Annotated in this window: 28 protein-coding genes; 19 read left to right on the top strand and 9 right to left on the bottom strand. The window is 69.9% G+C overall.

The window, feature by feature from the left end:
- Window positions 1–102 precede the first annotated feature (102 nt).
- Window positions 103–2,544 (top strand): membrane-bound PQQ-dependent dehydrogenase, glucose/quinate/shikimate family, encoded by a 2,442-nt coding sequence (locus A2790_RS02200; protein WP_293387156.1) that lies wholly within the window; start codon window positions 103–105, stop codon window positions 2,542–2,544.
- Window positions 2,545–2,547: 3 nt separating this feature from the next.
- Here the strand turns inward: A2790_RS02200 and A2790_RS02195 are convergent, their stop codons facing one another.
- Both A2790_RS02195 and cobS read right to left on the bottom strand, forming a co-directional pair.
- Window positions 2,548–3,423, bottom strand: coding sequence for an alpha/beta hydrolase fold domain-containing protein (locus tag A2790_RS02195; protein ID WP_293387155.1), 876 nt, complete (start codon window positions 3,421–3,423; stop codon window positions 2,548–2,550).
- A 96-nt stretch (window positions 3,424–3,519) separates the two neighbouring features.
- Entirely contained in the window at window positions 3,520–4,521 is a 1,002-nt protein-coding gene (gene cobS / locus A2790_RS02190; protein WP_293387153.1) for a cobaltochelatase subunit CobS, read from the bottom strand.
- A 100-nt stretch (window positions 4,522–4,621) separates the two neighbouring features.
- On the opposite strand from cobS, the gene A2790_RS02185 reads away from it, so the two are divergent.
- Together A2790_RS02185 and A2790_RS02180 are read left to right on the top strand one after the other, a co-directional pair.
- Window positions 4,622–4,993, top strand: a complete 372-nt coding sequence (locus A2790_RS02185) for a limonene-1,2-epoxide hydrolase family protein (protein WP_293387151.1) — start codon at window positions 4,622–4,624, stop codon at window positions 4,991–4,993.
- Between the two features lie 19 nt (window positions 4,994–5,012).
- A complete protein-coding gene (locus A2790_RS02180) occupies window positions 5,013–5,879 on the top strand; it encodes a TauD/TfdA family dioxygenase (protein WP_293387149.1) in 867 nt (288 codons plus the stop codon).
- 1 nt (window position 5,880) lies between these two features.
- Here the strand turns inward: A2790_RS02180 and A2790_RS02175 are convergent, their stop codons facing one another.
- Both A2790_RS02175 and A2790_RS02170 read right to left on the bottom strand, forming a co-directional pair.
- Window positions 5,881–6,492, bottom strand: a complete 612-nt coding sequence (locus A2790_RS02175; protein ID WP_293387147.1) for a pyridoxamine 5'-phosphate oxidase family protein — start codon at window positions 6,490–6,492, stop codon at window positions 5,881–5,883.
- Between the two features lie 23 nt (window positions 6,493–6,515).
- Window positions 6,516–7,796, bottom strand: coding sequence for an MFS transporter (locus A2790_RS02170; protein ID WP_293387145.1), 1,281 nt, complete (start codon window positions 7,794–7,796; stop codon window positions 6,516–6,518).
- A 94-nt stretch (window positions 7,797–7,890) separates the two neighbouring features.
- Here A2790_RS02170 and A2790_RS02165 point away from each other — a divergent pair, with 94 nt between their 5' ends.
- Genes A2790_RS02165 through A2790_RS02155 form a run of 3 tightly spaced genes read left to right on the top strand, consistent with a single transcriptional unit; the run spans window position 7,891 to window position 10,458 of the window.
- Window positions 7,891–9,036: an aminotransferase class I/II-fold pyridoxal phosphate-dependent enzyme gene (locus tag A2790_RS02165; protein ID WP_293387363.1), complete on the top strand. Its 1,146-nt coding sequence runs from the start codon at window positions 7,891–7,893 to the stop codon at window positions 9,034–9,036.
- A gap of 10 nt (window positions 9,037–9,046) precedes the next feature.
- Entirely contained in the window at window positions 9,047–9,403 is a 357-nt protein-coding gene (locus tag A2790_RS02160; RefSeq protein ID WP_293387143.1) for a DUF4180 domain-containing protein, read from the top strand.
- 53 nt (window positions 9,404–9,456) lie between these two features.
- Window positions 9,457–10,458: an aldo/keto reductase gene (locus A2790_RS02155; protein WP_293387141.1), complete on the top strand. Its 1,002-nt coding sequence runs from the start codon at window positions 9,457–9,459 to the stop codon at window positions 10,456–10,458.
- Here the strand turns inward: A2790_RS02155 and A2790_RS02150 are convergent.
- On the bottom strand, window positions 10,455–11,990 hold the full coding sequence (locus A2790_RS02150; RefSeq protein ID WP_293387139.1) for an acyl-CoA synthetase: 1,536 nt from the start codon (window positions 11,988–11,990) through the stop codon (window positions 10,455–10,457). The genes A2790_RS02155 and A2790_RS02150 overlap by 4 nt on opposite strands.
- A 10-nt stretch (window positions 11,991–12,000) precedes the next feature.
- Window positions 12,001–12,852 (bottom strand): N-acyl homoserine lactonase family protein, encoded by an 852-nt coding sequence (locus A2790_RS02145; RefSeq protein ID WP_293387138.1) that lies wholly within the window; start codon window positions 12,850–12,852, stop codon window positions 12,001–12,003.
- 112 nt (window positions 12,853–12,964) lie between these two features.
- On the opposite strand from A2790_RS02145, the gene A2790_RS02140 reads away from it, so the two are divergent.
- The 3 genes from A2790_RS02140 to A2790_RS02130 all read left to right on the top strand — a co-directional run bounded on the left by A2790_RS02140 (window position 12,965) and on the right by A2790_RS02130 (window position 15,970).
- Window positions 12,965–13,372 (top strand): GntR family transcriptional regulator, encoded by a 408-nt coding sequence (locus tag A2790_RS02140; protein ID WP_293387136.1) that lies wholly within the window; start codon window positions 12,965–12,967, stop codon window positions 13,370–13,372.
- Window positions 13,369–14,295, top strand: a complete 927-nt coding sequence (locus A2790_RS02135; protein ID WP_293387134.1) for a slipin family protein — start codon at window positions 13,369–13,371, stop codon at window positions 14,293–14,295. Before A2790_RS02140 ends, A2790_RS02135 begins: the two co-directional genes overlap by 4 nt.
- 187 nt (window positions 14,296–14,482) lie before the next feature.
- Window positions 14,483–15,970, top strand: a complete 1,488-nt coding sequence (locus A2790_RS02130; protein ID WP_293387133.1) for a globin-coupled sensor protein — start codon at window positions 14,483–14,485, stop codon at window positions 15,968–15,970.
- Here the strand turns inward: A2790_RS02130 and A2790_RS02125 are convergent.
- Entirely contained in the window at window positions 15,967–16,617 is a 651-nt protein-coding gene (locus A2790_RS02125) for a DnaJ domain-containing protein (RefSeq protein WP_293387131.1), read from the bottom strand. The two genes, A2790_RS02130 and A2790_RS02125, sit on opposite strands and share 4 nt — an antisense overlap.
- Before the next feature lie 52 nt (window positions 16,618–16,669).
- Between A2790_RS02125 and A2790_RS02120 the strand changes: the two genes are divergently transcribed.
- The 4 genes from A2790_RS02120 (at window position 16,670) to A2790_RS02105 (ending at window position 20,719) form a co-directional block, all read left to right on the top strand.
- A complete protein-coding gene (locus A2790_RS02120) occupies window positions 16,670–16,942 on the top strand; it encodes a BolA family protein (RefSeq protein WP_293387129.1) in 273 nt (90 codons plus the stop codon).
- A gap of 65 nt (window positions 16,943–17,007) precedes the next feature.
- The gene (locus A2790_RS02115; protein WP_293387127.1) at window positions 17,008–17,514 is read left to right on the top strand and encodes a 2Fe-2S iron-sulfur cluster-binding protein; all 507 of its coding nucleotides are present in this window, start codon (window positions 17,008–17,010) and stop codon (window positions 17,512–17,514) included.
- Window positions 17,511–18,458 carry a xanthine dehydrogenase family protein subunit M gene (locus A2790_RS02110; protein ID WP_293387125.1) on the top strand — a complete coding sequence of 316 codons (948 nt, stop codon included), beginning with the start codon at window positions 17,511–17,513 and terminating at the stop codon, window positions 18,456–18,458. The genes A2790_RS02115 and A2790_RS02110 overlap by 4 nt, the downstream gene beginning before the upstream one ends.
- Window positions 18,455–20,719 (top strand): xanthine dehydrogenase family protein molybdopterin-binding subunit, encoded by a 2,265-nt coding sequence (locus tag A2790_RS02105; protein WP_293387123.1) that lies wholly within the window; start codon window positions 18,455–18,457, stop codon window positions 20,717–20,719. The genes A2790_RS02110 and A2790_RS02105 overlap by 4 nt, the downstream gene beginning before the upstream one ends.
- A gap of 209 nt (window positions 20,720–20,928) precedes the next feature.
- Here A2790_RS02105 and A2790_RS02100 read toward each other — a convergent pair whose 3' ends face one another.
- Window positions 20,929–21,300: a response regulator gene (locus A2790_RS02100; RefSeq protein WP_293387121.1), complete on the bottom strand. Its 372-nt coding sequence runs from the start codon at window positions 21,298–21,300 to the stop codon at window positions 20,929–20,931.
- A gap of 263 nt (window positions 21,301–21,563) precedes the next feature.
- On the opposite strand from A2790_RS02100, the gene A2790_RS02095 reads away from it, so the two are divergent.
- Together A2790_RS02095 and A2790_RS02090 are read left to right on the top strand one after the other, a co-directional pair.
- Window positions 21,564–21,773: a hypothetical protein gene (locus A2790_RS02095; RefSeq protein ID WP_293387119.1), complete on the top strand. Its 210-nt coding sequence runs from the start codon at window positions 21,564–21,566 to the stop codon at window positions 21,771–21,773.
- Window positions 21,774–21,931: 158 nt separating this feature from the next.
- Entirely contained in the window at window positions 21,932–22,246 is a 315-nt protein-coding gene (locus tag A2790_RS02090; RefSeq protein ID WP_293387117.1) for a UrcA family protein, read from the top strand.
- 88 nt (window positions 22,247–22,334) lie between these two features.
- Here the strand turns inward: A2790_RS02090 and A2790_RS02085 are convergent, their stop codons facing one another.
- Entirely contained in the window at window positions 22,335–23,033 is a 699-nt protein-coding gene (locus A2790_RS02085) for a pirin family protein (RefSeq protein WP_293387115.1), read from the bottom strand.
- A 201-nt stretch (window positions 23,034–23,234) separates the two neighbouring features.
- Here A2790_RS02085 and A2790_RS02080 point away from each other — a divergent pair, with 201 nt between their 5' ends.
- The 4 genes from A2790_RS02080 (at window position 23,235) to A2790_RS02065 (ending at window position 26,282) form a co-directional block, all read left to right on the top strand.
- Window positions 23,235–23,828, top strand: coding sequence for a beta/gamma crystallin-related protein (locus tag A2790_RS02080; protein ID WP_293387113.1), 594 nt, complete (start codon window positions 23,235–23,237; stop codon window positions 23,826–23,828).
- Window positions 23,829–23,876: 48 nt separating this feature from the next.
- The gene (locus tag A2790_RS02075; RefSeq protein WP_293387111.1) at window positions 23,877–24,683 is read left to right on the top strand and encodes a peptidylprolyl isomerase; all 807 of its coding nucleotides are present in this window, start codon (window positions 23,877–23,879) and stop codon (window positions 24,681–24,683) included.
- 75 nt (window positions 24,684–24,758) lie between these two features.
- Window positions 24,759–24,935 carry a hypothetical protein gene (locus A2790_RS02070; RefSeq protein ID WP_293387109.1) on the top strand — a complete coding sequence of 59 codons (177 nt, stop codon included), beginning with the start codon at window positions 24,759–24,761 and terminating at the stop codon, window positions 24,933–24,935.
- Window positions 24,936–25,016: 81 nt separating this feature from the next.
- Window positions 25,017–26,282, top strand: coding sequence for a dicarboxylate/amino acid:cation symporter (locus A2790_RS02065; protein ID WP_293387108.1), 1,266 nt, complete (start codon window positions 25,017–25,019; stop codon window positions 26,280–26,282).
- Window position 26,283 lies beyond the last annotated feature (1 nt).

The raw sequence follows: 26,283 nt of genomic DNA, 5'->3' as shown, positions 1-26,283 counted from the left end.
TAACCCGTATGATCATCGCCTGTCGGTTGCGCCAGGTCCAGCGCCCTTCATGCGCGCGGCGATTCGGGCCAAAGTCCCGCCCAGAGTTCGGGGAAAGACAAGATGGCGTCCGATAAACCGGCAGGCTGGCCGGCCAGGATCTGGGCCGTGATCGGCGGTGGGCTGGTGGCGCTGGTCGGGATCCTGCTCCTCGTGGGCGGGGGCTGGCTGATCTTCCTCGACGGCTCGCCCTACTACATGCTGGCGGGGGCTGCGATCATCGCAACGGGCGTGATGCTGGCCCGTCGTCATCCGGCGGCCGGCCTGATCTACGCCGCCGTGCTGGGCGCCACCCTGGCCTGGGGTGTGTGGGAGGGCGGCTTCTCGTTCTGGCCCCTTGTGCCGCGCCTCTTCGCCCCGGCGGTGCTAGGCCTGTTCATCCTGCTGGTGATCCCGTCGGCGCCGAAGGCGGCCCTGCGCCATCAGTCGGGCCTGGCGGTGGCGCTGCTGTCCCTGGCCTGCCTGGGGGTTCTCGGCGCCGCGGTCCCCGCGACTTTCACCTGGGGCCAGGCCACCATTCCGGCCCAGGTGACCGGCGCTGCGCCGCCCGCCGAGGCGACGTCGGACTGGCGCTACTACGGCCGCGATCCCGGCGGCTCGCGCTATGCGCCCGTCGACCAGATCAACCGCGAGAACGTCGACGACCTGAAGGTCGCCTGGACCTTCCGCACGGGCGAGAGGCGCCACCGCGGCAGCCAGGACCAGAACACCCCCGTCCAGGTGGGCGATACGCTCTACGTCTGCACCCCCACCAATGTGGTCATCGCCCTCGATGCCGATACGGGCCGCGAGAAATGGCGGCACGACCCCAAGGTGAAGCCGCTCTTCTGGAACCGCTGCCGCGGCGTGGGCTATTGGGACGGGAGCCAGCCCAAGGTGGCTTTGGCCGGCCCGGCCGCGCCGATAGCGAAGACGAGTGCGGTCCAGCCGGCCGCCGCGCCCAAGCCCGCCAGCGCCGCAGCCAAGGCGGCCGCCGCCCCGCTCTGCCGCCGCCGGATCATCTCCTCGACCGTCAACGCCCAGCTCTTCGCGCTGGACGCCGAGACGGGCCAGCGCTGCCCGGGCTTCGGCAAGGACGGCATGGTCGATCTCACCGTCGGGGTGGGGCCGGTGAAGCCGGGCTTCTACTTCCAGACCTCGACGCCGACGGTGATCGGCAACCGGGTGCTCGTCGGCGGCTGGGTGGTCGACAACCAGGAACTGGCCGAACCGTCGGGCGTCGTGCGCGCCTTCGACGTGGTCACGGGAGAGCTCGTCTGGGCGTGGGACCTGGGCGACCCGTCCATCGACAAGCTGCCGCCGGAGGGCAAGACCTACACCCGCGGCACGCCCAACGTCTGGTCGACGCCCGCGTTCGACCCCGACCTCGGCCTCGTCTACCTGCCGGTGGGCAACGCCACGCCCGACTACTGGGGCTCGCACCGCTCCATGGCGGCGGAGGGGTATTCGTCCTCGGTGGTCGCGGTGGACGTGGCGACCGGCAAGATGCGCTGGACCTTCCAGACGGTGCACCACGACCTCTGGGACTACGACGTCCCGTCCCAGCCGATGCTGATCGACTTCCCGGTCAAGGGCGGCACGGCGCCGGCCCTGGTCCAGCTCACCAAGCGCGGGCAGATCTTCGTGCTCGACCGGCGCGACGGCAAGCCGCTGACGCGGGTGGTGGAGGTGCGGGTTCCCGGCGGGGCCCAGCCCGGCGAGTGGGTCTTCCCGACCCAGCCCTATTCGGTGGAAATGCCCACCATCGGTGTCGAGCGGCTGACCGAGCAGATGATGTGGGGCGCCACGCCCCTGGACCAGTTGGCCTGCCGGATCATGTTCCAGTCCGTGCGCTACGAGGGCGACTTCACGCCGCCCGGAAGCGCCAAGCAGCCGTCGCTGCAGTATCCGGGCAACGCCGGCGGGATGAACTGGGGCTCGGGCGCCTTCGACGCGCGCCGCGGCCTGTTGATCGTCAGCGACGTGCGCATGCCGCAGATCGTGGCCCTGACCAAGTCGGACGAGCCCGGCGTGGCCCTGAGCCGCGCCGCGAAGGACCGCCCCCCGCCCAGCCTCAAGGCCATCCCCTACAAGGTGCGCAACCAGTGGTTCCTGAGCCCCGTGTTCGCGCCCTGCGTCCAGCCCCCGCATGGGATGCTCACCGCCATCGACGTGCGCACGCGCCAGGTGGTCTGGCAGGTTCCGGCGGGCACGGCCGAGGCCCAGGCGCCGTTCGGCCTGAAATCGCACCTGCCGATCCCCATCGGCACGATCGGCATCGGCGGCCCGATCACCACGGCCGGGGGCGTCACCTTCCGCGCCGCGACGACCGACGCCTATCTGCGGGCCTACGACAACGCCACGGGCAAGGTGCTTTGGCAGGCGTCGCTGCCGGTCGCGGCGGCGGGGACGCCGATGACTTACGTCTCGCCTAAGACCGGCCGGCAGTACGTGGTGGTCAGCGCCGGCGGCGCGGCCATGAGCCCGGCCAGCGGGGATTACGTCGTCGCCTACGCCCTGAAGTAGCGGTCAGCCGCCCAGGCTGCGCCGCAGGAACGCGAAGGTCTCCTGCAGGATCTCCAGCGTTCGCGGCGTCGGGCCTGTGAGGTCGAAGCTGTGCGGCGCGGCCGGATTGTTGGCGACCGTCAGCGGATAGTCCCGGCGCAGGGCCTCGGCCACGAACCGGTCCACGCCGGGCAGCAGCTCGGGGATCTCGTCGGCGCCGGCGCGGGCCAGGTACAGCGGCGCCTTGCGGCCCGGCTCGGCGACCTGGCGCAGGGGCGATTGGGCGGTCAGGGTCTCGGCCGCGTTGCTGGCGCGGTGCTGCGCGGAGCCCTCCAGGTCCATCATGGGGTAGTAGGCCACCAGGCACCGCAGCCAGGAGGGCGCATCCTTCACATAGGGCGCCAGCATCGCTCCGCCGGCGGAGTAGGCGGCCAGGCAGATGCGGTCGGGGTCGATGTTCAGCTCGGCCGCATGGGCCCGCACATAGGCTACCGCCGCGGCCACGTCCGTCGCGCCCTCTGCGACGCCCTGGGGGAAGCCCAGCCGGTGGGTGAAGGTCACGCCCACCAGGCCCTGCGCGGCCGTGAGCCGGCCGTAGGAGGTGAAGGCCCCGATCTCCTTCATCGGCGCGCCGGGCGGGCCGCCGCCATGGATGAAGATGACCGCGCCGCGCCGCTCGCCGGACTTCAGGCCGTCCGGCCGATAGACGTCCATGGCGATGCGGGGATCGCTCCCGCCGGCGTAGGGCAGGTTCTTGGTCACGGCGACCCGGTCCATGCCCGGCACGGTCATGACGACGGTCCGTCGCGCCGCTGCGATCACCTCGGGAGGGATGGACGGGGGCTGGGCCATGGCCGAGCCTGCCGCCAGCGTGAAAGCCAGGGCCGCCAGCAAGCGCATCGGAAGGTGTCTCCGGTGAAGGTGGGCGGGGAGTTTAGCCGCCCCCCGCATCCTTCGCCCAGCTAGAGCCGGCCAACAGGCGTTGCCGCCGGACTTTTACGCGACGCGGACCCGCGCCGTGCTCTCGGGCAGATCCTGGCCGAAGGCGCGCTGGTAGAACTCGGCCACCGTCCCGCGCTCCAGCTCGTCGCACTTGTTCAGGAACGTCATCCGGAACGCGAGCCCGATGTCGCCGCCAAAGATCTCGGCGTTCTGGGCCCAGGTGATCACCGTCCGCGGGCTCATGACCGTGGAGATGTCGCCGTTCATGAAGGCGTTCCGGGTCATGTCGGCGACCCGCACCATGGCGTTGATGGTCCGCTTCCCCTCGGCGCTCTGATAGCCAGGGGCCTTGGCCAGGACGATCTCGGCCTCAACGTCGTGGCTGAGGTAGTTCAGCGTGGTGACGATGGACCAGCGGTCCATCTGGGCCTGATTGATCTGCTGGGTGCCGTGGTAGAGGCCGGTCGTGTCGCCCAGGCCGATCGTGTTGGTGGTCGAGAACAGGCGGAAGTACGGATTGGCCCGGATCACCCGGTTCTGGTCCAGCAGGGTCAGCTTGCCCGACGCCTCCAGCACGCGCTGGATCACGAACATCACGTCGGGCCGGCCGGCGTCGTACTCGTCGAACACCAGGGCGATGGGGCGCTGCAGGGCCCAGGGCAGCATGCCCTCGCGGAATTCCGTGACCTGCTTGCCGTCCTTCAGGACGATGGCGTCCTTGCCGACCAGGTCGATGCGGCTGATGTGGCTGTCCAGGTTCACCCGGATCATCGGCCAGTTCAGGCGCGCGGCCACCTGCTCGATGTGCGTCGACTTGCCGGTGCCGTGATAGCCCTGGACCATCACCCGGCGGTCGAAGGCAAAGCCCGCGCAGATCGCCCGCGTGGTCTCGGGATCGAACTTGTAGGCCGGATCCACGTCCGGCACGTGGGGGTCGCGCTCGCTGAAGGCCGGGACCTTCATGTCGATATCCACGCCGAAGGTCTCGCGCACGTCGACCTCCCGGTCCGGCGTGAGCGTGATCAGCTTGTCTTCGGTGGTGTCGAAAGCGGCCATGACGGGCTTCGATTACAAGCTTGCCGTCGCGTACGCAAACAGGTGTTTTGTCGGCAAAGGCCACCGGCGCGGAACCGGTATCCGACAAGGGGAAACGCAGATGGGCGAGAACGCGCGCATCGTCAGGGACTTCATTGCCGCCTGGTCGCGTCTGGACGCGGCCGAACTGGCGTCGTTCTTCAGCCCGGACGGCGTCTACCACAACATGCCGGCCCGACCGGTGGCGGGCCAGGCGGCCGTGCAGGCCTTCATCGCCGGCTTCATCAAGGACTGGACCGCCACGGAGTGGGACATCGTCAACATCGTCGAGACGGGCGACGTGGTGATCGCCGAGCGCCTGGATCGCACGCGGGTAGGCGACCGGCCCGTCGACCTGCCATGCTGCGGCGTGTTCGAGATGTCGGACGGCAAGATCAAGGTGTGGCGGGACTACTTCGACCTTTCGACCTACACGCGCGCCCTCGGGGCCTGACGGGAAGGGGAGAACCACCATGGCGGACGGACAGGCGGGGGAAACGATCCGGGTGCAGCCGCGGGAGAGCGGCTTCGGCGCAGAGGTCACCGGCGTGGATCTCTCGCGTCCCCTGCCGGCGGCGGCGCTCGCAGCGATCCGCGACGCCTTCGCCCGGCACGCGGTGTTGTGGTTCCCCGACCAGCCCTTGAGCCTGGACGAGCTGGAGGCCTTCACGCTGCAGATGGGCCCGTTCGGCGACGACCCGTTCATCAAGCCGATGCCCGGCCGACCCAATGTGCTGGAGCTGCGGCGCGCGCCCGACGAGAAGGCGCCGAATTTCGGCGGGGGCTGGCACTCCGACTGGAGCTTCCAGCCGGCGCCGCCGTCGGCGACCATCCTGCGCTCGGAAGTGACGCCGCCGGTCGGCGGGGACACCCTCTTCGTCGACGCCGCCCGCGCCTACGACGACCTGTCCCCCACCATGAAAGCGATGCTCGCGCCCTTGCGCGCGATCCATTCCGCAGGCCGGCCCTATGGCGCCAACGGCCTCTTCGCGCGGGAGACCGAGAAGCGGACAATGGAGATCATCTCCTCGCCCGAGGCGGACAAGACCCACCCACACCCGCTGGTGCGCACCCATCCGGTGACCGGGCGCAAGGCGCTGTTCGTCAGCCCGACCTATACGGTGGGCGTCGAGGGCCTGACGGACATGGAGGCCGATGCGGTGCTGGGCTTTCTCTACAAGCACCTGCTGCAGGAGACTTATCGCCTGCGCCACACCTGGAAGCCGGGGATGGTGCTGATGTGGGACAACCGCTGCACCATGCACTTCGCCGAGGGTGGCTACGATGGCCACCTGCGGGTCATGCACCGCACGACCGTGGCGGGCGAAGTTCCGGTCTGAGCTACCAGAGGGTCTTCGTCGCGCGACCGGGCCACTCCTCGTCATAGGCCTTGCCGCCGACCTCGCCCGCGCTGAGCGCGGCCAGGATCTGGCCGGGCGTCGGCAGCGAGGCCGGATCGACGTGGGTCGCCGGGTCCCAGATCCTCGAGCGCACTACGGCCCGGGCGCACTGGAAGTAGGCGCGCTCGACGGTGATGACCATGGCCGTGCGCGGGGCCTGGCCCTGGACGGCGAGGGAGGCCAATAGGTCGGGATCGGCGGAGATGACGGCCCGCCCGTTCACCCGGAAGGTCGTGCCCGAACCCGGGATCAGGAACAGCAGCGCCACGCGCGGATCGCGGACGATGTTCGACAGGCTGTCGATCCGGTTATTACCGCGCCGGTCCGGCATCACCAGGGTCCGAGGCCCATCGATCCTGACGGCGGCGCCCGCGTCGCCGCGGGGGCTGCAGTCCAGTCCCTCCGGCCCCACCGTGGCCAGGGCCACAAAGGGCGAAGCCTCGATCAGGGCCCGGTAGTGCGGAGTGATGTGATCGGTCTCCTTGACCGTGGAGGCCGGCACTGGGGCGAGGTCGTAGATTGCGGCGAGCTGTTCGGGCGTCTCGATGAGCATGGGCCGATCATGCCGCGGGTGGGCTACTCCGCATAGCGTGGCTTCAGGGCGATCAGGCCCACGAAGCTCAGCAGCGCTGCGGCGGCGAGGTAGAGGCCGACGGGGGCCAGGCCGCCGCGGTCGGCCAGCAGCTGCGCCGCCATGGGCGCGAGGCCGCCGCCGATGATGCCGCCCACGTTGAAGGCGATGGACGCGCCCGTGTAACGGACGCGGGGTGGAAACAGGCTGGGCAGAAAGGCGCCGAGCGGCCCATAGACGAAGCCCATCATGAGCAGGGCTAGCGAGAGCCACAGCCAGATCAGCACCAGCGAGCCAGCGCCCATCATGGCGCCCATAACCGCGCCGACCGCCACCGTACCGACGCACCCCACCATCAGCACGCGGCGGGGGTTGGCGATATCCGACCACCAGCCGGCGGCCAGGATGCCCACCGCCAGGAACAGGATCGCCCCGAGCTGGACGGCCAGGAAGGTCTCGCGGCTGTACCCCAGGGTCGTCGTGCCATAGCCGAGCGCAAAGGCCGTGGAGAGGTAGAAGATGGCGAAGCAGGCCACCACCGCGAAGGTCCCGCCCAGCAGGGCGCCGCCATGCCGGCGGACCACCTCGGCCATCGGCACGTGGCTGGGTTCGGCCTCCTCCAACACCTTCTGGAAGGCGGGCGTCTCGCCGATGCGCAGCCGCACCCAGAGGCCCAGGCCTACCAGGATCGCGCTCGCCAGGAACGGCAGCCGCCATCCCCAGGTCAGGAAGTCGTCGGCCGGCATGGCCGCGCCCAAGATCAAGAACAGCCCATTCGCGGCGATGAAGCCCACCGGTGCGCCCAGCTGCGGGAACATGCCGAACCGTGCGCGCCAGCCGGGCGGGGCGTTTTCCACCGCCAGCAGCGCCGCGCCGCCCCACTCGCCGCCCAGGCCGAAACCCTGGCCGAACCGCAGCAGGCAGAGCAACGCCGGCGCCACCCAACCCACCATGGCGTAGGTGGGCAGGAAGGCGATCAAGAGCGTGGACGCCCCCATCATCATCAGCGAGGCCACGAGCGTCGACTTGCGCCCGACCCGGTCGCCGAAGTGGCCGAAGAACGCCGCCCCGACCGGGCGTGCGAAGAAGGCCACCGCGAAGGTCGCATAGCTCTGCAGCAGCTGGGCCGAGTCCGACGACTTCGGGAAGAACAGGTGCGGGAACACCAGCGAGGCGGCGGTGGCGTAGATGTAGAAGTCGTAGAACTCGACCGCGGTGCCCACCAGGCTGGCCGCCAGGACGCGGCGGTTCGAGGCGCTGCCGGCGCCGGTCTGAGATGAAGCCACTGGAGATCCCCTTCGACGCAGGAGGCCTTCGCGCCCGGAACGCCGGCGGTCAAGCCGCATGGCGTTTTGGCCGGCTTCGCACTACCTCTGCGGCATGAGCGCCGAGATCGATCCCTTCTACGCCATCTCCGTCAGCGGCCTGGCCCATCGGCTGAAGGCCGAGGGCCGTTCGATCATCCACATGGAGTTCGGGCAGCCGTCGACCGGCGCCCCGAAGGCCGCGATCGAAGCCGCGCACGCCGTGCTCGACGCCGAGGCCATGGGCTACTGGGAGAGCGCGCCGCTGAAGGCCCGCATCTGCCGTCACTATGCCGAAACCTACGGGGTGACGGTGGAGCCGTCGCAGATCACGCTCACCTGCGGCGCTTCGCCGGCTCTGGTGCTGGCGCTGTCGGCCACCTTCAAGCCGGGCGACGTGATCGCCATGGCGCGGCCGGGCTACGTCGCCTACCGCAACAACGTCAAAGCCCTGCACATGGTCCCGCTGGAGATCCCCTGCGGACCCGAGACCCGCTACCAGCTCACGGCCGACCTGCTGGCCCGGATCGAACCTGCGCCCGCCGGCGTCATCCTCGCCAGCCCGGCCAATCCCACCGGCACCGTGATCCCTGGCGACGAACTCGCGGCCATCGCGCAGATCTGCCGCGACCGCGGCATCCGCATCATCTCGGACGAGATCTACCACGGCCTCAGCTACGCCGAGCCGACGCACTCGATGCTGGAGTACGAACCCCAGACTATCGTCGTGAACAGCTTCTCCAAATACTTCAGTATGGCCGGCTGGCGCCTGGGCTGGCTGATCGTGCCTAAGGCCGAGGCCTCGCGGGCGGTGGCCTACATGGGCGCCCTGTTCCTCACCGCGCCCTCCCTGGCCCAGCACGCGGCCCTCGTGGCCATGGACAGTCGCGACGAGCTGGAGGGGCACCTCGCCACCTATCGCCGCAACCGCGAGCTGCTGCTGGAGGCGTTGCCGGCGCTGGGCCTGGAGAAGATCGCCCCGCCGGACGGCGCCTTCTACATCTGGGCGGACGTGGGCCGGCTGACGGACGACAGCCTGTCGTTCTGCAAGCAGCTCCTGCAGGACACCGGCGTGGCGACTGCGCCCGGCATCGACTTCGACCCGGTGGACGGCCGCCGCTTCATCCGCATGAGCTTCGCCGTCTCGACGCTGGAGATCGAGGAGGCGATCCGCCGGCTGATCCCCTGGTTCGAGCAGGCCCGCGCCAAGGCGGCGGCCTAGGCGCGGCCGGATGAGCCTTCGCTCGCTCCATGGCGTCCCTACGTGGGCCTGCCCGCTCGACGGTGCGAAGCTGGACGGCGAACGCGCTGCGACCGACATCATCGGCGAGGCTTTCGGCGTCGACGCCAAGCTGGTGGCGATACCCGTCGAGCGGCTGGGCGACGGCTTCCTCGATCTGCGGACGCGGGTCGCCGGCGAGGTAATCCAGAAGTTCGTGAACTACGGTTTTCAGGTCGCCTTCGTCGGCGACGTATCGGCGGCGATCGCGCGGAGCACCGCCCTTGGCGATTTCGTGCGCGAGTCGAACCGTGGCCGGCACGTCTGGTTCGTGGCCGATTTCGCCGAGCTCGAATCCAAGCTGGGTTGACCTCGACAGGATCGACGGCCTCTTTCGGGCGCAACCCTCAAGGAGATCGCTTCATGCAGACCCGCAAGCTCGGTCCGTTCGACGTCTCGGCCATCGGACTGGGGTGCATGAGCCTGTCCCGTGCCTACGGCTCGCCGCCGCCGCGAGCGCAGGCCGAGGAGGTGCTGCTGGGCGCGCTGGACGCGGGCTACACCTTCTTCGACACCGCGGTCGTCTATGGCCTGGGCCACAACGAGACCCTGGTGGGGGAGGTGCTGGGGCCGCATCGGAAGCGGTTCACCCTCGCCTCCAAGTGTGGCCTGACCGACGCGACCGGCACGCAGCGCGGCATCGACGGGCGCCCCGAGACGATCAAGGCCCTCTGCGACGTCAGCCTGCGTCGCCTGCAGACCGACGTCATCGACCTCTACTATCTGCACCGCTACGACAAGCGCGTGCCCATCGAGGAGAGCGTCGGCGCGCTGGCCGACCTGGTCCAGGCGGGAAAGATCCGCGCCATCGGGCTGTCCGAAGTTTCGGCCGAGACCCTGCGCCGCGCCCACGCCGTCCACCCGATCACGGCGCTGCAGACCGAGTACTCGCCCTGGACCCGCAACCCGGAGGTCGCGGTCCTGGACGCCTGCCGAGAGCTCGGCGTGGCGTTCGTGGCCTTTTCGCCCGTCGCCCGGGGGTTCCTGGCGGGCGGAGCGCCCGACCCGTCGCAGTTCGAGGATGCCGACATCCGCAAGGCCATGCCTCGCTTCCAGGGCGAGGCCTACCAGGCGAACCTGAAGCTGCTGGACGCCTTCAAGGCGATCGCGGCCGAGGCGGGCTGCACGCCGGCCCAGCTCTGCCTCGCCTGGCTGCTGCAGAAGGCCGAGCATATCATCCCGATCCCTGGCACGGCGCGGCCGGACCACATGCGCGAAGACGCGGCCGCCGCCGGCGTCGTCCTGTCGCCGGAGATCGTGGCCAAGGTGGAGGCCACCGTGAACGCCGACACGGTGGCGGGACCCCGCTATTCAGCCGCCCTGCAGGCGTCCATCGACACCGAGAAGCTGCCCACCGAAGCCTAGATCCGCCGCTCCAGTCCGGCCCAGAACGGCTCGCGCAGCTTGCGCTTGAAGATCTTGCCGGAATCCTCGCGCGGCAGATCGGCCGCCAGATCGACGCGCCTGGGCATCTTGTAGCCGGCGACATGCTCGCGCAGGTACGCCTTGACCGAGGCTTCGGTGACGTCCGCGCCCTCGCTGGGCTGGACCACCGCATAGACCCCCTCGCCGAACTCCTCGTCGGGAATGCCGAACACTGCGCAGTCGGCCACGCCGGGCATCTTCAGCAGCTCGGCCTCGATCTCGGCCGGATAGATGTTCACCCCGCCGGAGATGATCATGTCCTTGGCCCGGTCGCAGAGGTAGAGGAAGCCGTCCTTGTCGAAGTAGCCGATGTCGCCGGGGGCGATCAGCCCGGCCTTCTCGCTGTCGGCCCGCTTCTGGTCGTCGCCGTGATACGTGAAGTCGGCCATGCCGCGGGTGCGGGCCAACACCTCGCCGACTTCGCCGGGGGGCAGGCTCTCGCCATCCAGGCCGATCACCCGCACGTCCGTTTCCGGCCACGGCCGGCCCACGGTACCGGGGTGGCTCAGCCAGTCCTCGGACGTGCAGAAGGTGACCGCCGAGACCTCGGTCGAGCCGTAGTACTCGTTGATCACAGGCCCCCACCACTCGATCATCGCGCGCTTGATGGGGGGCGGGCAGGGCGCCGCGGCGTGGACCACGAACTTCAGCGACGAGAGGTCGTAGCGGGCCCGCACCGCGTCGGGCAGCTTCAGCAGCCGGTGGAACATGATCGGCACCATGTGCAGGTGCGTGACCCGGTGGCGCTCGATGAGCTGCAGAAGCTCCTCGGGGTCGAAGCGGGGCTGGAGAATGACCGTGGCGCCGAGCCGAGCGGCGGCGAGGCCGTACGCGTTCGGGGCCGAGTGGTACATCGGCCCGGTCACCACGGTGACGATCTCGTCCGGCGGGCCGAAGCCCATGAAGCCGAAGGCTCGGCCGATGATCAGGCCCGTAAGGGCCGCCTGCTCCGGGCTTGGCGGCCGGCGGCGCACGCCCTTTGGCCGTCCCGTGGTCCCCGACGTGTAGATGATCGTCCCGGGCGCCTCCGTGGGCGGCCCCTCGTACGGCGCGAAGCCCTCCAGCCACGACGACCAGTCCAGGAACCCGGGTGGCGCCGGCGCCGGATCGATGCCGTACGCCTCGGCGATCTCGGGCGGCGTGGGGACGACCAGCACCGGCACGCCCGGCGGCAGGGCCTCGCGGATGGCCGGGATGAGATCGGCGTGGATGACGATGGCCTTGGCGCCGGAATTCTCGAACAGATAGGCCGCCTCGTCGGGCGTGTAGTGCCAGTTCACCGGCGTCGGATAGGCGCCGATGAGGCCGGCGGCCGCGCTGGCCTCGAAGAACGGGAAGTCGTTGCGCAGGTAGAGCGCCACGAGGTCGCCCGCGCCGACGCCCAGGCTCGCGAACCCGGCGGCCGCCCGCGCGGCCCGCTCGCCGAGAGCGTCCGCGCCCAGGCGCCGGGCGCCGCTGATCAGGTCTCCCATCGCCTCGTCCTCACCGCAGGGGCTTGGGGAACTTCGGCAGGGCGTCGAAGTCGGCGGGCACATGTTGCAGCACTACGCGGGCCCCGGTCTCGCGAGCCAGCGCCTCGACCTTGTCCATGCTCTTCAGGGTCTGGGCGCGGTCGGTGTTGAAACGGGGTACGCGGCGCTGTGGCCGGCTCTCGGCGATGTGCCACATGTCGCCGGTGAGCAGGACCGGCCCCGCCGACTTGAGCTTGACCAGCAGCACGGCATGTCCGGGCGTATGGCCGGGGGTCTGCACGATCCTCACCGACCCGTCCCCAAACACATCGTGATCGCCGTCGCCCTCGATCAGCACCGTCTTGGCGGTTTCGAGCGCAGAATAGGCGGCGAAGCCCTGAGCGTTCGAGCGCGCCGCGGGGCGGAAGGCGTGGGCCCGCTCGTCCGCGTCGACGATCCAGGTGGACGCCGCGAACAGGCCGGCGTTGCCGATGTGGTCGAAGTGGCTGTGAGAGATCGAGAGGAATTCGATGTCGGCTGGGGCCAGGCCGAGTTCCGCAAGCTGATCGGTCAGCTTGCGCTCGACCACGATCCCGCCAGGCGCGGTGCGATTCGGCAGGTCGGCGATGGTCTGCGGGACGCCGGTGTCCCACAGGAGGTCGCCCTTGGGGTGCCGAACCAGATAGCAGGGCACCACCATGGTCGCCGACCGGCCCTTGTAGGCGCCGTCGTCGGCATAGCCGTCTGCGTTCTCCATGGTCAGCCGCCCGCAATCCAGGGCGTAGAGCTCCACGCCCTTCGGCGGGGCCTTGGCGGCCTGGGCGGCGCCGGCTTGTCCCAGCAGGGCGGCCGCCACAGCGGAGGCCAGCAGGCGGAGCATCATCGGGGGTTTCCTCAGGTCCGTTGTCGTTGCCGCAAACCTGCGCTGAGCCCGCGCCGGAGTCACCCATCCGATTTGAATGGACCCCGGCCATCTGCCGTGATTGTATGAGTGTATGCATACACAGGAGCAATTGCTGGGCCGCATCCGGATCGAGGGCACCGGCGTCCCGATCTATGTGCAGCTTCGCGAGCAGTTCCTTCAGGCCATGGGCGCGGGCCTGCTGAAGCCCGGCGACCAGATGCCGACCATGCGCCAGGTGGCTGTGGCCTTCCGGATCGATCTGAACACCGTGCGGCATGCCTATGACGAGCTGGAGCGCGCGGGCGCGCTGGTGCTCGTCCGCGGCCGGGGCAGTTTCGTCGCCGAGCCGGCCGCCGCCCTCAAGGGCCCCGATCACGCCGCCGAGGTCGAGCGGCTCGCCCGCCAGGCCCTGGCCACCGCCGCCGCCGCCGGGGTCGATCCCCTGGCGCTGGCCGAGAAGATCGCGGCGCTCGCCGCCGCGAAGGAGGAAGTCCGATGATGAACGCCGCCAGCCCCAATCTCAGGCTCGAGTTCGGGGGAGCCCCGAAGTTGCGAGGAGCCAACCCGCTCGCTATCGTGCTTGCCAGCCTGGCCATCACCGGAGGCGTGATCCTGGCTGTGGCCGTGACGGGACCGACGGCCAAGTGGGTCGGGGCTATCCTGATCTTTCTCGGCGCGCTCATCCCGGTCACCCTGATGCTGGCGAACCAGTGGGAGCGGGCGGTGGTCCTGCGCCTGGGCCGGCTGGACCGCATCGCCGGGCCCGGCCTCTTCTTCATCATCCCGGTCGTGGATCAGGTCGCCTACTGGATCGATCAGCGCATCCAGACCACCGAGTTCAACGCCCAGCAGGCGCTCTCCAAGGATACGGTGCCGGTCAACATTGACGCGGTGGTGTTCTGGCAGGTGCACGACACCGAGCGGGCCGCCCTGGAGATCCAGGACTACCGGCGCGCCATCGCCCAGGTGTCCGAGACGTCGCTGCGGGAGATCGTGGGCTCATCGTTGCTGGCGACGCTGCTGGCCGAACGCGCCAAGGGCGACGAGATCCTCCGCGAAGTGATCGGGCGAAAGACCGCCGATTGGGGCATCTCGGTGATCTCGGTGGAAATCCGCGACATCGGGGTCCCGTCCGGCCTGCAGGACGCCATGAGCCGCCAGGCCCAGGCCGAACGCGAGCGCCTGGCCCGGGTCGCGCTGGCTCAGGCCGAGCAGGAGGTCGCCGCCCGGCTCGTGGAGGCCGCGGAGATCTACGGCCGCTCGCCGGCGGCGCTCCAGCTGCGCGCCATGAACATCATCTACGAGACCACCAAGGAGGGCGGGGCCACCATCCTGCTCCCCACCGCGATGGTCGATTCCCTGAATCCGGGGGGCGTCCTTGGCCTGGCCCAGGCCGGCCTCGCGGCGCAGGCGACGACGTGAAACGGGCCTGCGGGCGCCGCCTCCGCGCCGCTTCGGGTTCTCCGTTACCCTAACGCGGATCTCCGATTAGGTGGGGTTTGGGGCGTAAAGGCATAGCTTGCCAATTCGTCGCAGGGGCGGGAGGCGCGCTGCAAACCAGCGTTAACCCCTGGATTGGCTAGTGCGAGGGGACGAAAGGATCTCCCCCGTGACCGACACCTACGCCGTCAAGGAACGCCTGGATTTCATCGGCCTGGACAGCAAGGCGCGCGAGACGCTCCGATCGCTGCAGCCGTTCATCGCGGCGGAGATCCAGCCCGCACTGACCACCTTCTACGCCAAGATCGCCCAGACGCCGCAGGTCGCCCGGTTCTTCAAGGACCCCGGTCACATGGCGGCGGCCCAGAGGGCGCAGGGCGGGCACTGGAGCACCATCGCCGAGGGTCGGTTCGACGAGGCCTATGTCACCGGCGTACGGACGATCGGCCAGACTCACGCGCGCATCGGGCTGGAACCGCGCTGGTACATCGCCGGCTACGCGCTGATCATCGAGAACCTGCTGCGGCGCCTGGTGGAAAGCCGCTGGCCCAAGGGCTTCGGCGGCCGGGCCAAGGGCGCAGAGGACACCGCCGACGCCACGGCGACCCTGGTCAAGGCCGTGTTCCTGGACATGGACTTCGCGATCTCGATCTACCTCGAGAGCCTGCGGGCGGAGCGCGAGCGGCTCCACGCCGAACAGGTGGCCGCCAAGCGCGATCAGGACGCGGCCATGGCGGCCCTCGGCCAGGCCCTGTCGCGCCTGTCGCAAGGCGACCTGCGGGCCCGCGTGGACGCCGATCTCGCGCCGGAGTTCGCGGGCGTGAAGGATGACTTCAATGCCGCGGTCGGCGCCCTGGAACAGGCCATGGGCTCCGCCGTCGACGTGACGCACGTGGTCACTCAAGGCGTCGCACAGATCGGCTCGGCGGCCGACAACCTCTCCCGGCGCACCGAGCAGCAGGCCGCCAGTCTTGAGGAGACCGCGGCGGCCCTGGAAGAGATCACCGCCGCCGTCCGCAAGAGCGCCGAGAGCGCCCAGGACGCGAGCCGGATCGTCGCGGCGGCGAAGTCCGACGCCGAGCGCTCCGGCGACGTGGTGGCCCAGGCCATCGGCGCCATGGACCAGATCAACGGCTCGTCCAGCCAGATCGGCCAGATCATCGGGGTGATCGACGAAATCGCGTTCCAGACCAACCTCCTGGCCCTCAACGCCGGGGTTGAGGCGGCCCGGGCGGGTGACGCCGGCAAGGGCTTCGCGGTCGTGGCCTCGGAAGTGCGGGCCTTGGCCCAGCGCTCCGCCCAGGCGGCGAAGGAGATCAAGACCCTGATCAACGAGTCCGGTGCGCACGTGCAGGCCGGCGTGGCCCTGGTCGGACAGACGGGCGAGGCGCTGAGCGCCATTTCCGAACGGGTCGGCGCCATCGACACCCTGGTGGCCGACATGGCCTCGTCCGCGCAGGAGCAGACCCGGGCGATCTCGGAGGTGAACATCGCGGTGAACCAGCTGGATCAGCTGACCCAGCAGAACGCCGCCATGGTGGAGGAAACCACCGCTGCGACCCACACCCTGCACAATCAGAGCGCGGACCTGTCGCGCCTGATCGGCGGCTTCACCGTCGCCGCCAGCGCGCCGGCCCGGCTGCGGTCGGCCGCCTAGACCATCCCCGCCTTTCGGAGGGCCTGGTACGAGCGGATCACCCGCTGGAGCCGGTGCTCGCCGGAGCGGTCGCCGTTGTTGGCGTCGGGGTGCAGCCGGCGCACCAGTTCGGTGTAGCGGGCGCGGATCTTGGCGCTGTCGGCGTCCTCGTCCAGGTCCAGGTCGGCCAGGGCGTTGCGCTCGATCTTGCCCAGCTTGCGCCGTTCGGGCTCGGGCCTGCGCGCCTGCTGGCCGCCGCCGCCGAACATGTTGAAGGGGTCGCGATAGCCCTCGCCGCTGCCGAACTTGGCGGTGAAGGCGGCAGCCTCGCGGCTCATCCGCCCCGCCTTCATCTCCCACGTGGGCCGCCCGCCGGTCATCAGCTCTTCCTGCTGGCGCCGGCGCACCTCGGCCTCGGGCAGGCCCGCGAAGAAATTCCAGTTGCGATTGTACTCGGCCGCATGCGGCTGGCAGAACCAGTAGTGTTCGTTCAGCATGTCCCGCGCCTTGGGCGCGCGCGCCGTCGCCGGTCGCCGGCAGCCGGGGTGGTCGCAGGCCCGCTCGCCGGGCTTAAGGGCATGGACGTCCTCCTCCGACTCGTCCTTTTCGGACGGCGGGCGGACGCGGATATCCACGAACTTTGGCTTGTATTGAAACGCGCCGGGCATGGGCCAAGTATGGGGGGGAGAAACTTCCCTGCAAGAATTGAAGATGCGGCCGATGGGCGCCATATTTGAAACGATCCAAGACAAGCTCACGGCGGCCTTCCAGCCCACGCGGCTGGAGATCGTCGACGACTCCCACCGGCATGCGGGCCACTCGGGCGCGCGCGAGGGTGGGGAAAGCCATTTCAACGTGACCATCGAGTCGCCCGCATTCTCGGGCACGCCTCGGGTCGCCCGACAGCGGATGGTCTACCAGGCGCTGGCCGACGAGCTGGCCGGCCCGGTGCATGCCCTGTCGGTGAAGGCGCTGGCGCCCGGCGAGGGCTGAGGCGCACACTTGTGTTTCGAGAGCCGCGCGCCTCAAGCGCGGCCGACAAATCTGGAGGGGACGGGTTGCTGACGACCATCACCGTCAACGGCGAGGCGCGGTCGCTCGACCTCGACCCGCGAACCACGCTGCTCGATGCGCTGCGCGAGCACCTGTTGCTAACGGGCACGAAGAAGGGCTGCGATCACGGACAGTGCGGCGCCTGCACGGTCCTGGTGAACGGCGTGCGGATCAACGCCTGCCTTTCGCTGGCTGTGGCGCACGACGGCGACGAGGTCACCACGATCGAGGGGCTGGGAACGCCGGAGCATCTGCATCCGATGCAGCAGGCCTTCCTGACTCACGACGCCTATCAGTGCGGCTATTGCACGCCGGGCCAGATCTGTTCGGCGGTGGGCATGCTGCGCGAGGTGGAGGCCGGGCTTCCCAGCCACGCCACCCGGGACGTGCGCGCCGATGCGGTGTTGGACGGCGAGGAGATCCGCGAGCGGATGAGCGGGAACATCTGCCGCTGCTCCGCCTATCCGCAGATCGTGGCCGCGATCGCCGCCGTGGCCGAGGCGGAATCATGAGGCCCTTCACCTACGAGCGCGCCACCGACCTGGGTCAGGCGGTCCGGGAGGCCAGCCAGACGCCGGGCGCGCGTTTCCTCGCCGGCGGCACGAACCTGCTGGACCTCATGAAGCTGGAGATCGAGCGGCCGCAGCACCTGATCGACGTCAGCCGCCTGCCGCTGGCGGGAGTCGAGGACGCGGACGGTGGCCTGCGGATCGGCGCCATGGCCACGAACAGCCAGGTGGCCGGCGACCGGCGTGTCCGCGAGCACTATCCGGTCCTGACCCAAGCCATCGTGTCGGGCGCCTCGGGCCAGCTGCGCAACAAGGCGACCACCGGCGGCAACCTGCTCCAGCGGACCCGGTGTCCGTACTTCTACGACACCACCAAACCCTGCAATAAGCGCACGCCGGGCGCGGGTTGCGCGGCGCTGGAGGGGGTCAGCCGCGAGACCGCGATCCTGGGCGCGAGCACCGCGTGCATCGCCGTCCATCCCTCCGACATGGCGGTCGCCCTGGTCGCGTTGGGCGCGGACGTCGAGACCCAGACGCCCGCCGGCGATACCCGGCGCTTCCCGTTGATGGAGCTGCACCGGCTCCCGGGCGAGACGCCGCACATCGAGACCCACCTGATCCCGGGCGAGCTGATCACCGCCGTGGTGCTGCCGCCACCGCCCCCGGGCGGGCAGATTTATCGTAAGGCCCGCGACCGGGCCTCGTACGCCACCGCGCACGCCAGCATCGCCATCGCGGGCGGCCAGGTCGCCTTGGGCGGCCTCGCGCACAAGCCCTGGCGCGCCGTCACCGCCGAGGCGGCCCTCGCGGCGGGGGCGTCCCCCACGGAAGCCATGACCGCCGAATTGGCCGACGCCTCGGTCGGCGAACTCAATGCGTTCAAGGTCCCCCTGACCACCCGGCTGTTCGCCGCGGCGGTGCAAGAGATTTCGGGAGAGGCGGCATGAGCTCGGTGCACGACTGGGCGGCGCCCAACCCCGTCACGACGAACCGCTCGGGCCTGATCGGCAAGGGGGTCGACCGCTACGAAGGTCCGCTCAAGGTCACGGGCACGGCGCCCTACGCCTACGAGGTCCGGCCGCCGTCGCCCCCGGCCTATGGCGTCATGGTCGGGTCGGCTATCGCCACCGGCCGGATCGCCGCCGTGGACACGGCCGAGGCTCAGGCCGCGCCGGGCGTCCTGGCGGTCTGGACTCACCTCAACGTTCCGCCCCAGCCGCCGCGGGGGACGAAGGCGCACCCGCGCAGCACCGCCGGCTCGCGGCCGGCGCTCGAGAGCGACCGGGTCACCCACTGGGGCCAGCCGGTTGCGCTGGTGGTCGCCGACACCTGGGAAAACGCGATCGCCGCCTCGGCCCTGGTGCGCCTGAGCTATGAGGCCGGGACGCCGGACGTGGACTTCAGCGCGCGGCTGCCCGACGCCGGCCAGCCGCCCGGCGAGCAGGACGTGGAGATCGGCGATTTCGACGCCGGGTTCGCCACCTCGCCCGTGACGCTGGACGAGACCTGGTCCACGCCGATCCAGAACCACTGCCAGATGGAGCCCTGCGCCTCGCTTGCGTGGTGGGAAGGCGACAAGTGCATCGCCCACACCTCGGTCCAGATGGTGAAGCCGGCGCAGCACGGGCTGGCCGAAACGCTGGGCATCGACCGCGACGCCGTCCACCTGCTGACCCGCTACATCGGCGGCGGCTTCGGCGGGAAGGGCCAGACCTACGACGACCTGACGCTGGCGGCGCTGGCCGCGCGCGCCCTGGGCCGCCCGGTGAAGGTGGCCTTCAGCCGTCAGCAGATGATGCACGGTACGATCCACCGCCCGGCGACGGTGCAGCGGGTGCGGCTCGGCGCCGAGAAGGACGGCCGCCTCAACGCCTTCTCGATCATGACCTGGACCCACTGCCACCAGGACGGGACGTTCACCGAGCACGCCTCCAACTTCGCCCGCGCGCTCTATGCAGCCCCCAACCGCCTGACGGGACACCGGCTGGTGAAGCTAGATCTGCCGGGCGCCGGGCCGATGCGCGCGCCCGGCGAGGCGTCGGGCACGCTCAGCCTGGAATGCGCCATGGACGAGCTGGCCGAACAACTCGGCCTGGACCCGGTCGAGCTGCGCATCCGCAACGAGCCGGCTGTCGACCCCGAGAACGGCCGGCCCTTCTCGCAGCGCCAGCTTGTCCGCTGCCTGCGCGAAGGCGCCCAGATGTTCGGCTGGGACCGGCGCCTGCCCACGCCGGGCCAGGTGCGCGACGGACGCTGGCTGGTGGGCTTGGGAATGGCCGCGGCGATCCGCGGCAACTTCCTGCTACCCGCCAAGTGCAGTTTCTCGGTCGACGCGGAGGGCGTGATCACCGTCCGCCAGGGCATGACCGACATCGGGACCGGAACCTATACCGTCCTGGCCCAGATCGCGGCCGAGACCCTGGGCGTGCCGCTGGGCGTGGTGAAGGTGGAGATCGGCGACAGCGAGCTGCCCCCGGCGCCCGGGTCGGGCGGCCAGTTCGGCGCGGCCTCGGCCGGCTCGGCGGCGCTGGCGGCGGGGATGAACCTGCGCAGGGCCATCGCCGAACTCGCCACTGGCGACCCTAATTCGCCGCTCTACGGCGGCGATCCGGAACGGGTGACCTTCCAGGACGGCGTGGTGGCGATCGAGAACCGGTCCGAGACCCTGGCGGCCCTGGTCCGCCGCGCCGCGCCCGACGGGCTGACGGCCGAGGGCGACAGCCGTCCCCCGCCGGACATGCGCGAATGGAGCACCCAGACCTATGGCAGCCACTTCTGCGAGGTCGGCGTCGATCCGGTGACGGGGGAGGTGCGTGTCCGCCGGATGCTGGGTGTCTTCGCCGCGGGCCGGATCCTCAACGAGAAGACGGCGCGAAGCCAGCTGACAGGCGGCATGATCTGGGGGGTCGGCTCGGCGCTGACCGAAGGCAATGCGGTGGATCCGCGCCACGGCTCGCTGATCGGCCAGGACCTGGCCCAGTACCTCGTGCCGGTCCAGGCCGACATCGGAGACCTGGAGGCCATCATGCTCGACGAGGTCGACGACAAGGCGAACCCGATGGGGATCAAGGGCGTCGGCGAACTGGGGAATTCCGGCGCCGGGGCCGCCGTGGCCAATGCGATCTACAACGCCTGCGGCGTCCGCGTCCGTGACTATCCGATCACGCCGGACAAGCTGCTGGCCGGGCTGATAGCCAAAGGTATGTAGACCCTTTCCAAAAGCGCAGAACCATTATGCACAAAAGGTAACTACCGGACGGTCAGGCTCCACCGTATCTCCTGCGTCACCGGCGTCGAGCCGGCGGAAAGGAGACAAGACCGTGAAACTGCTGCTGGCGATTTCAACGCTGCTGGGCTCGACGAGCCTGCTGATCACCGACTGGGCCGGTCAGGCCTTCCCGTACCTGTAGCGCGGGTCTAGCGCGCCTTCAGCTCGCCCAGCACGCGGGCCAGATCGCCCTCGCGGAAGGGCTTCTGCAGCACCGGCGAGCCCCTGTCGACATCGCGAAGTCCCGCATCGCCGTATCCCGTGGCAAATGCGAAGGGCGCGCCCTTCTCCCGGAGCAGGTCGGCCAGCGGGAAAATCGGCTGGCCGCCCAGGTTCACGTCCAGGACCGCGCAGTCCAGCTCGGCCGCCTTGGCCAGCTCGATCGCCTCATCGAGGCGCGAGGCGGGCCCCACGACCGTGCAACCGAGGTCGCTGAGCATGTCCTCGATCAGCATGGACACCATCATCTCGTCTTCGACCACGAGGACGCGTAGCCCCTCGAGGTTCGCCTGAACGGTCATTCCATGCACTCCAACTCGATGGCCAGCGTCATCCGGCATCGGCTCTTTCACACTTCTGTAGTTGAACATCGCCTGAATGTCGCGGGCTGGGTATAGCCTTCGCGCACTGCGTGCATGCCTTCCCCCGCGCCATTCGCGAACTCAACGGGCCGAGCTTGACCTTGGTTCCCTGCGCGCATGGGTCGCACGGGGTGCGACGCGGGGTCTTCGTGCTTTGGAAACCACTTATCCCCAGAATCCTTCGCAGGTTGAGGGGAAAACCCATGTTCGACTTCACCGTGCGGGCCCGCAGCGGCCATTGGGTGCTCCAGGACGCCGAAGCCGGCGAGCTCGGCGCCTATGAGACCCGTGACGAGGCCCTGGCGGCCGCCAGCGACTGGGTGCGGCTGATCGAAATGCCCTGGCCGGTCCTGGTCTGCGACGCCGACGGCGAATGGGACCAGACGGTGGTGGAGCCGACCTGTCTTCACTGATCTCGAACATTACGGGCGGTTAAAGTATTAAGCTGCTGTAATTTTCTTAAATCGGCGTCATTACTCCATATTCACGGGAATTCGGGAGCGCCCCGAAGTATTCGTTTCCTCGCCGGCGGACAACACCGCCGGAGCACACCGCTCCGAAGGAAACGACCATGAACCTGACCAACAGCATCTCCGGCTTCGCCATGCTTGCCCTGGCCGCCCTGCCCATCGCCTCGCTGCCGGCCTCGGCCCTGGCCGCCCCCGCCTCCGTCAAGATCGCCGACATCAACCTGCTCAGCCCCCAGGGCATGGCGACCTTCGACAAGCGCGCCGACTACGCCGCCCGCGACTTCTGCCGCGAAGAACGCAGCCTGAGCGTCGCTGCCGCCTGCCGCGTGGCCGTCAAGGAAGAACTCTCCGAAAAGGTCACCGCCATCCGCTCGGCCCGGCTCGAGCAGGCGTCCAAGACCTTCGCCGCCCGCTAGCTCTCCCTTCGATAAGCGGACGTGCGAAAGGGCCCGCGGCCACCCCCAAGCCGCGGGCCTAATCGCGTCTGCCGCCGACGCGCCGGGATCAGGCGGCGTCGACCAGAACGATTTCGGCGTCCTCCAGGGCCGTGACCCGCAGGACCTCCTCGTCCCTCACCGCCGCGCCGTCGCGGGCGTTCAGACGAACCCCGTTGACCTCGACGGCGCCCACCGCCGGCACCAGGTACGCGTGCCGGTCCTTGCCCAGCACATATTCCGTGGTCTCGCCGGCCCGCAGGGTCGCGCCGGACACGCGCCCGTTGGTGCGGATCGGCAGGGCGTCCTCGTCGCCGGGAACGCCGCTGGCCAGGGTGACGAACTTGCCCGCCCGGTCACCCTTGGGGAACGGCTTGGCGCCCCAGCTGGGCCGTCCGCCGCGATCGGACGGCTCGATCCAGATCTGGAACAGCGTCGTGGTCTCGGGTTCCAGGTTGTATTCGGCATGCCGGATGCCCGTGCCCGCGCTCATCACCTGAACGTCGCCCGCCGCGGTGCGGCCTTCGTTGCCCAGGCTATCCTTGTGGGTGATCGCGCCCGTCCGGACGTAGGTGATGATCTCCATGTCTGAGTGCGGGTGGGGCGGGAAGCCGGAGTTCGGCGCGATCTCGTCGTCGTTCCACACCCGGATCGGGCCCCAGCCCATGTTCTCGGGATCGTAGTAGTTGGCGAACGAGAAGTGATGGCGAGCCTTCAGCCAGCCGTGGTCGGCGCCGCCGAGGCGCGCGAAGGGTCTGCGGTCGATCATTTCAAACTCTCCCTTGTCGGGCGCGGGCCGCCGCGCCGTCTTCGGAGGTGAAGATAGTCGGTCCATTCCGGAGATAAATCTGCCGAACCGCATAAGATTATCTCCTCGGTGGTAACAATGAAGCTGCGCCTATCCGCGCGCTTCAGCCGCGGTTCATTGCGGTCAAGCTCAACTGGCGGCGCAATGGGTTGGAGGCCCGAGATGACCAAGACGTTCTGCATCGCCGCGCTCGCGGCGCTCGCCTTGACCGGCGCGGCCGAAGCCCAGCCGTTCCGCAGTGGATCGGCCACCCTCTACGACCAGCCCAACTTCCAGGGCAATTCGGTCACCATCACCCAGTCCGCGCCGGACCTGGGCAGGTGGCGGTTCAACGACCGGGCTCGGAGCGCACGGTTCGAGGGCCGCTGGCTGATCTGCGAGCACGACAACTTCAAAGGCCGGTGCCAGGAGGTCAGGGGCGAGCTCCCTAACCTGAACACGCTGGGCCTGATGGAGCAGGTGTCGTCCATCGAGCCGGCCGGGCGGCCGGGCGGCGGGCCGGGGCCGGGCTTCCCGGGTGCTCCCGGCGCGCGCGGGACCGAGGGGGCGGTCACGGTGTTCTTTCCCCGTCCGACGCTGGGCGGCCTCGACGTCGCGGCGGGCGGCCGGGGCGCCGACATGTACTGCCGCCGCCAGGGGTTGGGTCCGGCGGTCTGGTATGACTCGAGCGAGCGGGCCCGGGAGGCCGTGGGTCCCGACGGCGAACGGGTGGGGCGCTCCAGCGTCCTGCGCGACCTGCTCTGCCGGAAGTATTGACCGCGCGCGCGGCGCCTGCCCCTCTCACGCCGCGGCGGGGAGGGGCGGATGCTTCGGCTTTTCGGAATTTGCGTGGCTGCCCTGGGCCTGATTGCGGCGGCGCCGGCAGGTGACTGGCGGCCGCTAGATCCGGAGAACACCTTGGTGGTCGAGACCACCAAGGGGCAGGTCGTGGTCGAATTGCGCCCGGAGTTCGCGCCCAGGGCGGTCGAGCGCATCCGGCTGCTGGCCCGGGAGGGAGTTTACAGCGGCCTGCAGTTCCATCGGGTGATCGACGGCTTCGTCGCCCAGACCGGCAATCCGGACAACCGCGACGGCGGAACCTCCCGTCACCCGGACCTGCCGCCGGAGTTCGGCTTCCGCATCCCGGCGGAGGCGGCCGTCGTGGTCGTCGAGCGCAGCGACGCGCGTGAGGGCTTCGTCGGCGCCACCCCGTTCCAGGCGGTCTCTGCGGCGGAGCAGGCGCGGGGGCCGGACGGGCGGCTGCGGGGCTGGGGCGCCTATTGCCCCGGCGTGGTGGGGATGGGCCGCCAGGCCGATCCCGGGACCGCCAACAGCGAGATATTCTTCATGCGCGGCCCGTCCCGGCGGCTCGACCACGAGTACACGGTCGTCGGCCGGGTGGTGTCGGGGCGTGACGCGGTGATGGCGGTGGCGGTCGGCGAGCCGCCCAAGGTCCCGGACCTCATGTTGAAGGTCCGCATGCTGGCCGACATCCCGCAGGCCGAACGGCCGAGGCTGGAGGTGATGGACACCCGTGGCCCCGCGTTCCAGGCCCGCGTCGCGGCGCTCCGCCAGGCAAAGGGCGCGGCGTTCACCGTCTGCGACGTCGAGGTTCCGGTACGGCTAAGGTGAAGCTCTGCGACGATACGCGCCATTGTTGTCGTGTGACCGGTTCCGTAACAGCCGGTTGCAGGAAACGGGACTGCAATGCGCTTCGAAGTTGTTGAGAGCGCGGGCGAGTGGATCGTCCGCAGCGAGGATCGTGAACTGGGCCGCTTCGCGGACCAGGACGCCGCCCTGCGCGATGTGGCCGACCGCCTGCGCGCGGCCGATGGCTCCGAGCCCGCGTCCCTGGCGATGCGCTACGAGAACCGCGCCGCCTAACCTAAGCGCTTGCCGCCGGCGCCGACGCCGGGCCAGATCGCCCGCAATCCGGACGTCCTGGAATCACGGAGCGCGGCGACCTTGAAATTCCTACGATCCCTGAGCGTCCAGGTGCTGATCGCCCTGGCCGCCGGCCTCGCTGTCGGCGCCGTCGCCGCGGCCTACGGCGGCGATCCCGCGCGGCAGGCGATCGAGGGCTTCGAGGCGCTGGGCGGCCTCTGGCTCAATGCGCTGCGCATGACCGTGGTGCCGCTGATCTTCGCCGTCCTGGTCACCGGCATCGCCCAGGTGTCGGACGCAGCGGCCACCGGGCGGCTGGCCATGCGCGCGGTGCTCTGGTTCGTGGGCCTCCTGCTCGTTTCGGCGGTCACCGCCGTCCTGCTGGTCAACGGCATGCTGGCGGTCTGGCCCGTGGGCGAGGCCGCCGCCGCGGCGCTGCGCGCCGGCGCCCAGGCGCCGCCTGCCGACATCGCCACGGCCCCCGACTTCGTGGCCTGGGTGAAGAGCCTTGCGCCCGCCAACCCGATCAAGGCCGCGGCGGAGGATGCGATCCTGCCTGTGGTGGTCTTCGCCGTCTTCACCGGCTTCGCCCTCACGCGCCTGCCCGACGCGCGGGGCCGCACCCTGCTGGACGTGTTCCAGGCCATGGGCGAGGCGATGATAGTCATCGTCCGCTGGGTGCTGCTGGCCGCGCCGATCGGGGTGTTTGCCCTAGGTCTGGGCGTGGGGCTCCGCGCGGGCGTGGGCGCGGCGGGGATCCTCGGGCAGTACATCGTGGTGGCCTCGTTCACCGGCCTGGTGATCGCCATCGTCGCCTACGTCCTGGCGGTGACGGTGGGCCGCGTTCCGCTCGGCCGCTGGGCCCAGGCCACCTCGCCGGTGCTGGCCACGGCCTTCGCCACCCAGTCGTCCCTGGCCTGCCTGCCGGCCATGGTCGAGCGCTCGCGCGACGACCTGGGCGTGCCGCAGCGGATCGCCAATCTGGTGCTGCCCCTGGCCGTGGCGGTGTTCCGGATGACCAGCCCGGCGGTGAACCTGGCGGTCTGCATCTTCGTGGCGCACGTCTACGGGCTCCAGCCCTCGCTCCTGCAGTACACTGGAGCCGTGTTCGTCGCCCTGGCGGTGAGCGTCGGTTCGGTGGGCCTGCCGGGGCAGGTGTCGTTCATCGTCAGCGTCGCGCCGATCTGCATCGCGCTTGGCCTGCCCATCGACCTGCTGCCGATCCTGCTGGCGGTGGAGGTGGCGCCGGACATCTTCCGCACCTTGGGCAATGTCAGCGGCGACATGGCGGTGACCGCCATCTTGGCGAAGGGCGAGACCGAGGCCGAGCCGGCTACCCAAGCTTGAG

The sequence above is a fragment of the Phenylobacterium sp. RIFCSPHIGHO2_01_FULL_69_31 genome (genome assembly GCF_001824475.1).
In the GTDB taxonomy this organism is placed as follows: domain Bacteria; phylum Pseudomonadota; class Alphaproteobacteria; order Caulobacterales; family Caulobacteraceae; genus Phenylobacterium.
The sequence above is the reverse complement of the archived record's forward strand: the minus strand, read 5'-3'. Positions and strand labels throughout refer to the sequence as shown.

Excerpts from the sequence above, each read along its gene's own strand:
- A2790_RS02200 (WP_293387156.1), top strand. The coding sequence starts at position 103 with ATGGCGTCCGATAAACCGGCAGGCTGGCCGGCCAGGATCTGGGCCGTG.
- A2790_RS02195 (WP_293387155.1), bottom strand. The coding sequence starts at position 3,423 with ATGCGCTTGCTGGCGGCCCTGGCTTTCACGCTGGCGGCAGGCTCGGCC.
- cobS (WP_293387153.1), bottom strand. The coding sequence starts at position 4,521 with ATGGCCGCTTTCGACACCACCGAAGACAAGCTGATCACGCTCACGCCG.
- A2790_RS02185 (WP_293387151.1), top strand. The coding sequence starts at position 4,622 with ATGGGCGAGAACGCGCGCATCGTCAGGGACTTCATTGCCGCCTGGTCG.
- A2790_RS02180 (WP_293387149.1), top strand. The coding sequence starts at position 5,013 with ATGGCGGACGGACAGGCGGGGGAAACGATCCGGGTGCAGCCGCGGGAG.
- A2790_RS02175 (WP_293387147.1), bottom strand. The coding sequence starts at position 6,492 with ATGCTCATCGAGACGCCCGAACAGCTCGCCGCAATCTACGACCTCGCC.
- A2790_RS02165 (WP_293387363.1), top strand. The coding sequence starts at position 7,891 with ATGAGCGCCGAGATCGATCCCTTCTACGCCATCTCCGTCAGCGGCCTG.
- A2790_RS02160 (WP_293387143.1), top strand. The coding sequence starts at position 9,047 with ATGAGCCTTCGCTCGCTCCATGGCGTCCCTACGTGGGCCTGCCCGCTC.
- A2790_RS02155 (WP_293387141.1), top strand. The coding sequence starts at position 9,457 with ATGCAGACCCGCAAGCTCGGTCCGTTCGACGTCTCGGCCATCGGACTG.
- A2790_RS02150 (WP_293387139.1), bottom strand. The coding sequence starts at position 11,990 with ATGGGAGACCTGATCAGCGGCGCCCGGCGCCTGGGCGCGGACGCTCTC.
- A2790_RS02145 (WP_293387138.1), bottom strand. The coding sequence starts at position 12,852 with ATGATGCTCCGCCTGCTGGCCTCCGCTGTGGCGGCCGCCCTGCTGGGA.
- A2790_RS02140 (WP_293387136.1), top strand. The coding sequence starts at position 12,965 with ATGCATACACAGGAGCAATTGCTGGGCCGCATCCGGATCGAGGGCACC.
- A2790_RS02135 (WP_293387134.1), top strand. The coding sequence starts at position 13,369 with ATGATGAACGCCGCCAGCCCCAATCTCAGGCTCGAGTTCGGGGGAGCC.
- A2790_RS02125 (WP_293387131.1), bottom strand. The coding sequence starts at position 16,617 with ATGCCCGGCGCGTTTCAATACAAGCCAAAGTTCGTGGATATCCGCGTC.
- A2790_RS02120 (WP_293387129.1), top strand. The coding sequence starts at position 16,670 with ATGGGCGCCATATTTGAAACGATCCAAGACAAGCTCACGGCGGCCTTC.
- A2790_RS02110 (WP_293387125.1), top strand. The coding sequence starts at position 17,511 with ATGAGGCCCTTCACCTACGAGCGCGCCACCGACCTGGGTCAGGCGGTC.
- A2790_RS02105 (WP_293387123.1), top strand. The coding sequence starts at position 18,455 with ATGAGCTCGGTGCACGACTGGGCGGCGCCCAACCCCGTCACGACGAAC.
- A2790_RS02100 (WP_293387121.1), bottom strand. The coding sequence starts at position 21,300 with ATGACCGTTCAGGCGAACCTCGAGGGGCTACGCGTCCTCGTGGTCGAA.
- A2790_RS02095 (WP_293387119.1), top strand. The coding sequence starts at position 21,564 with ATGTTCGACTTCACCGTGCGGGCCCGCAGCGGCCATTGGGTGCTCCAG.
- A2790_RS02090 (WP_293387117.1), top strand. The coding sequence starts at position 21,932 with ATGAACCTGACCAACAGCATCTCCGGCTTCGCCATGCTTGCCCTGGCC.
- A2790_RS02085 (WP_293387115.1), bottom strand. The coding sequence starts at position 23,033 with ATGATCGACCGCAGACCCTTCGCGCGCCTCGGCGGCGCCGACCACGGC.
- A2790_RS02080 (WP_293387113.1), top strand. The coding sequence starts at position 23,235 with ATGACCAAGACGTTCTGCATCGCCGCGCTCGCGGCGCTCGCCTTGACC.
- A2790_RS02075 (WP_293387111.1), top strand. The coding sequence starts at position 23,877 with ATGCTTCGGCTTTTCGGAATTTGCGTGGCTGCCCTGGGCCTGATTGCG.
- A2790_RS02070 (WP_293387109.1), top strand. The coding sequence starts at position 24,759 with ATGCGCTTCGAAGTTGTTGAGAGCGCGGGCGAGTGGATCGTCCGCAGC.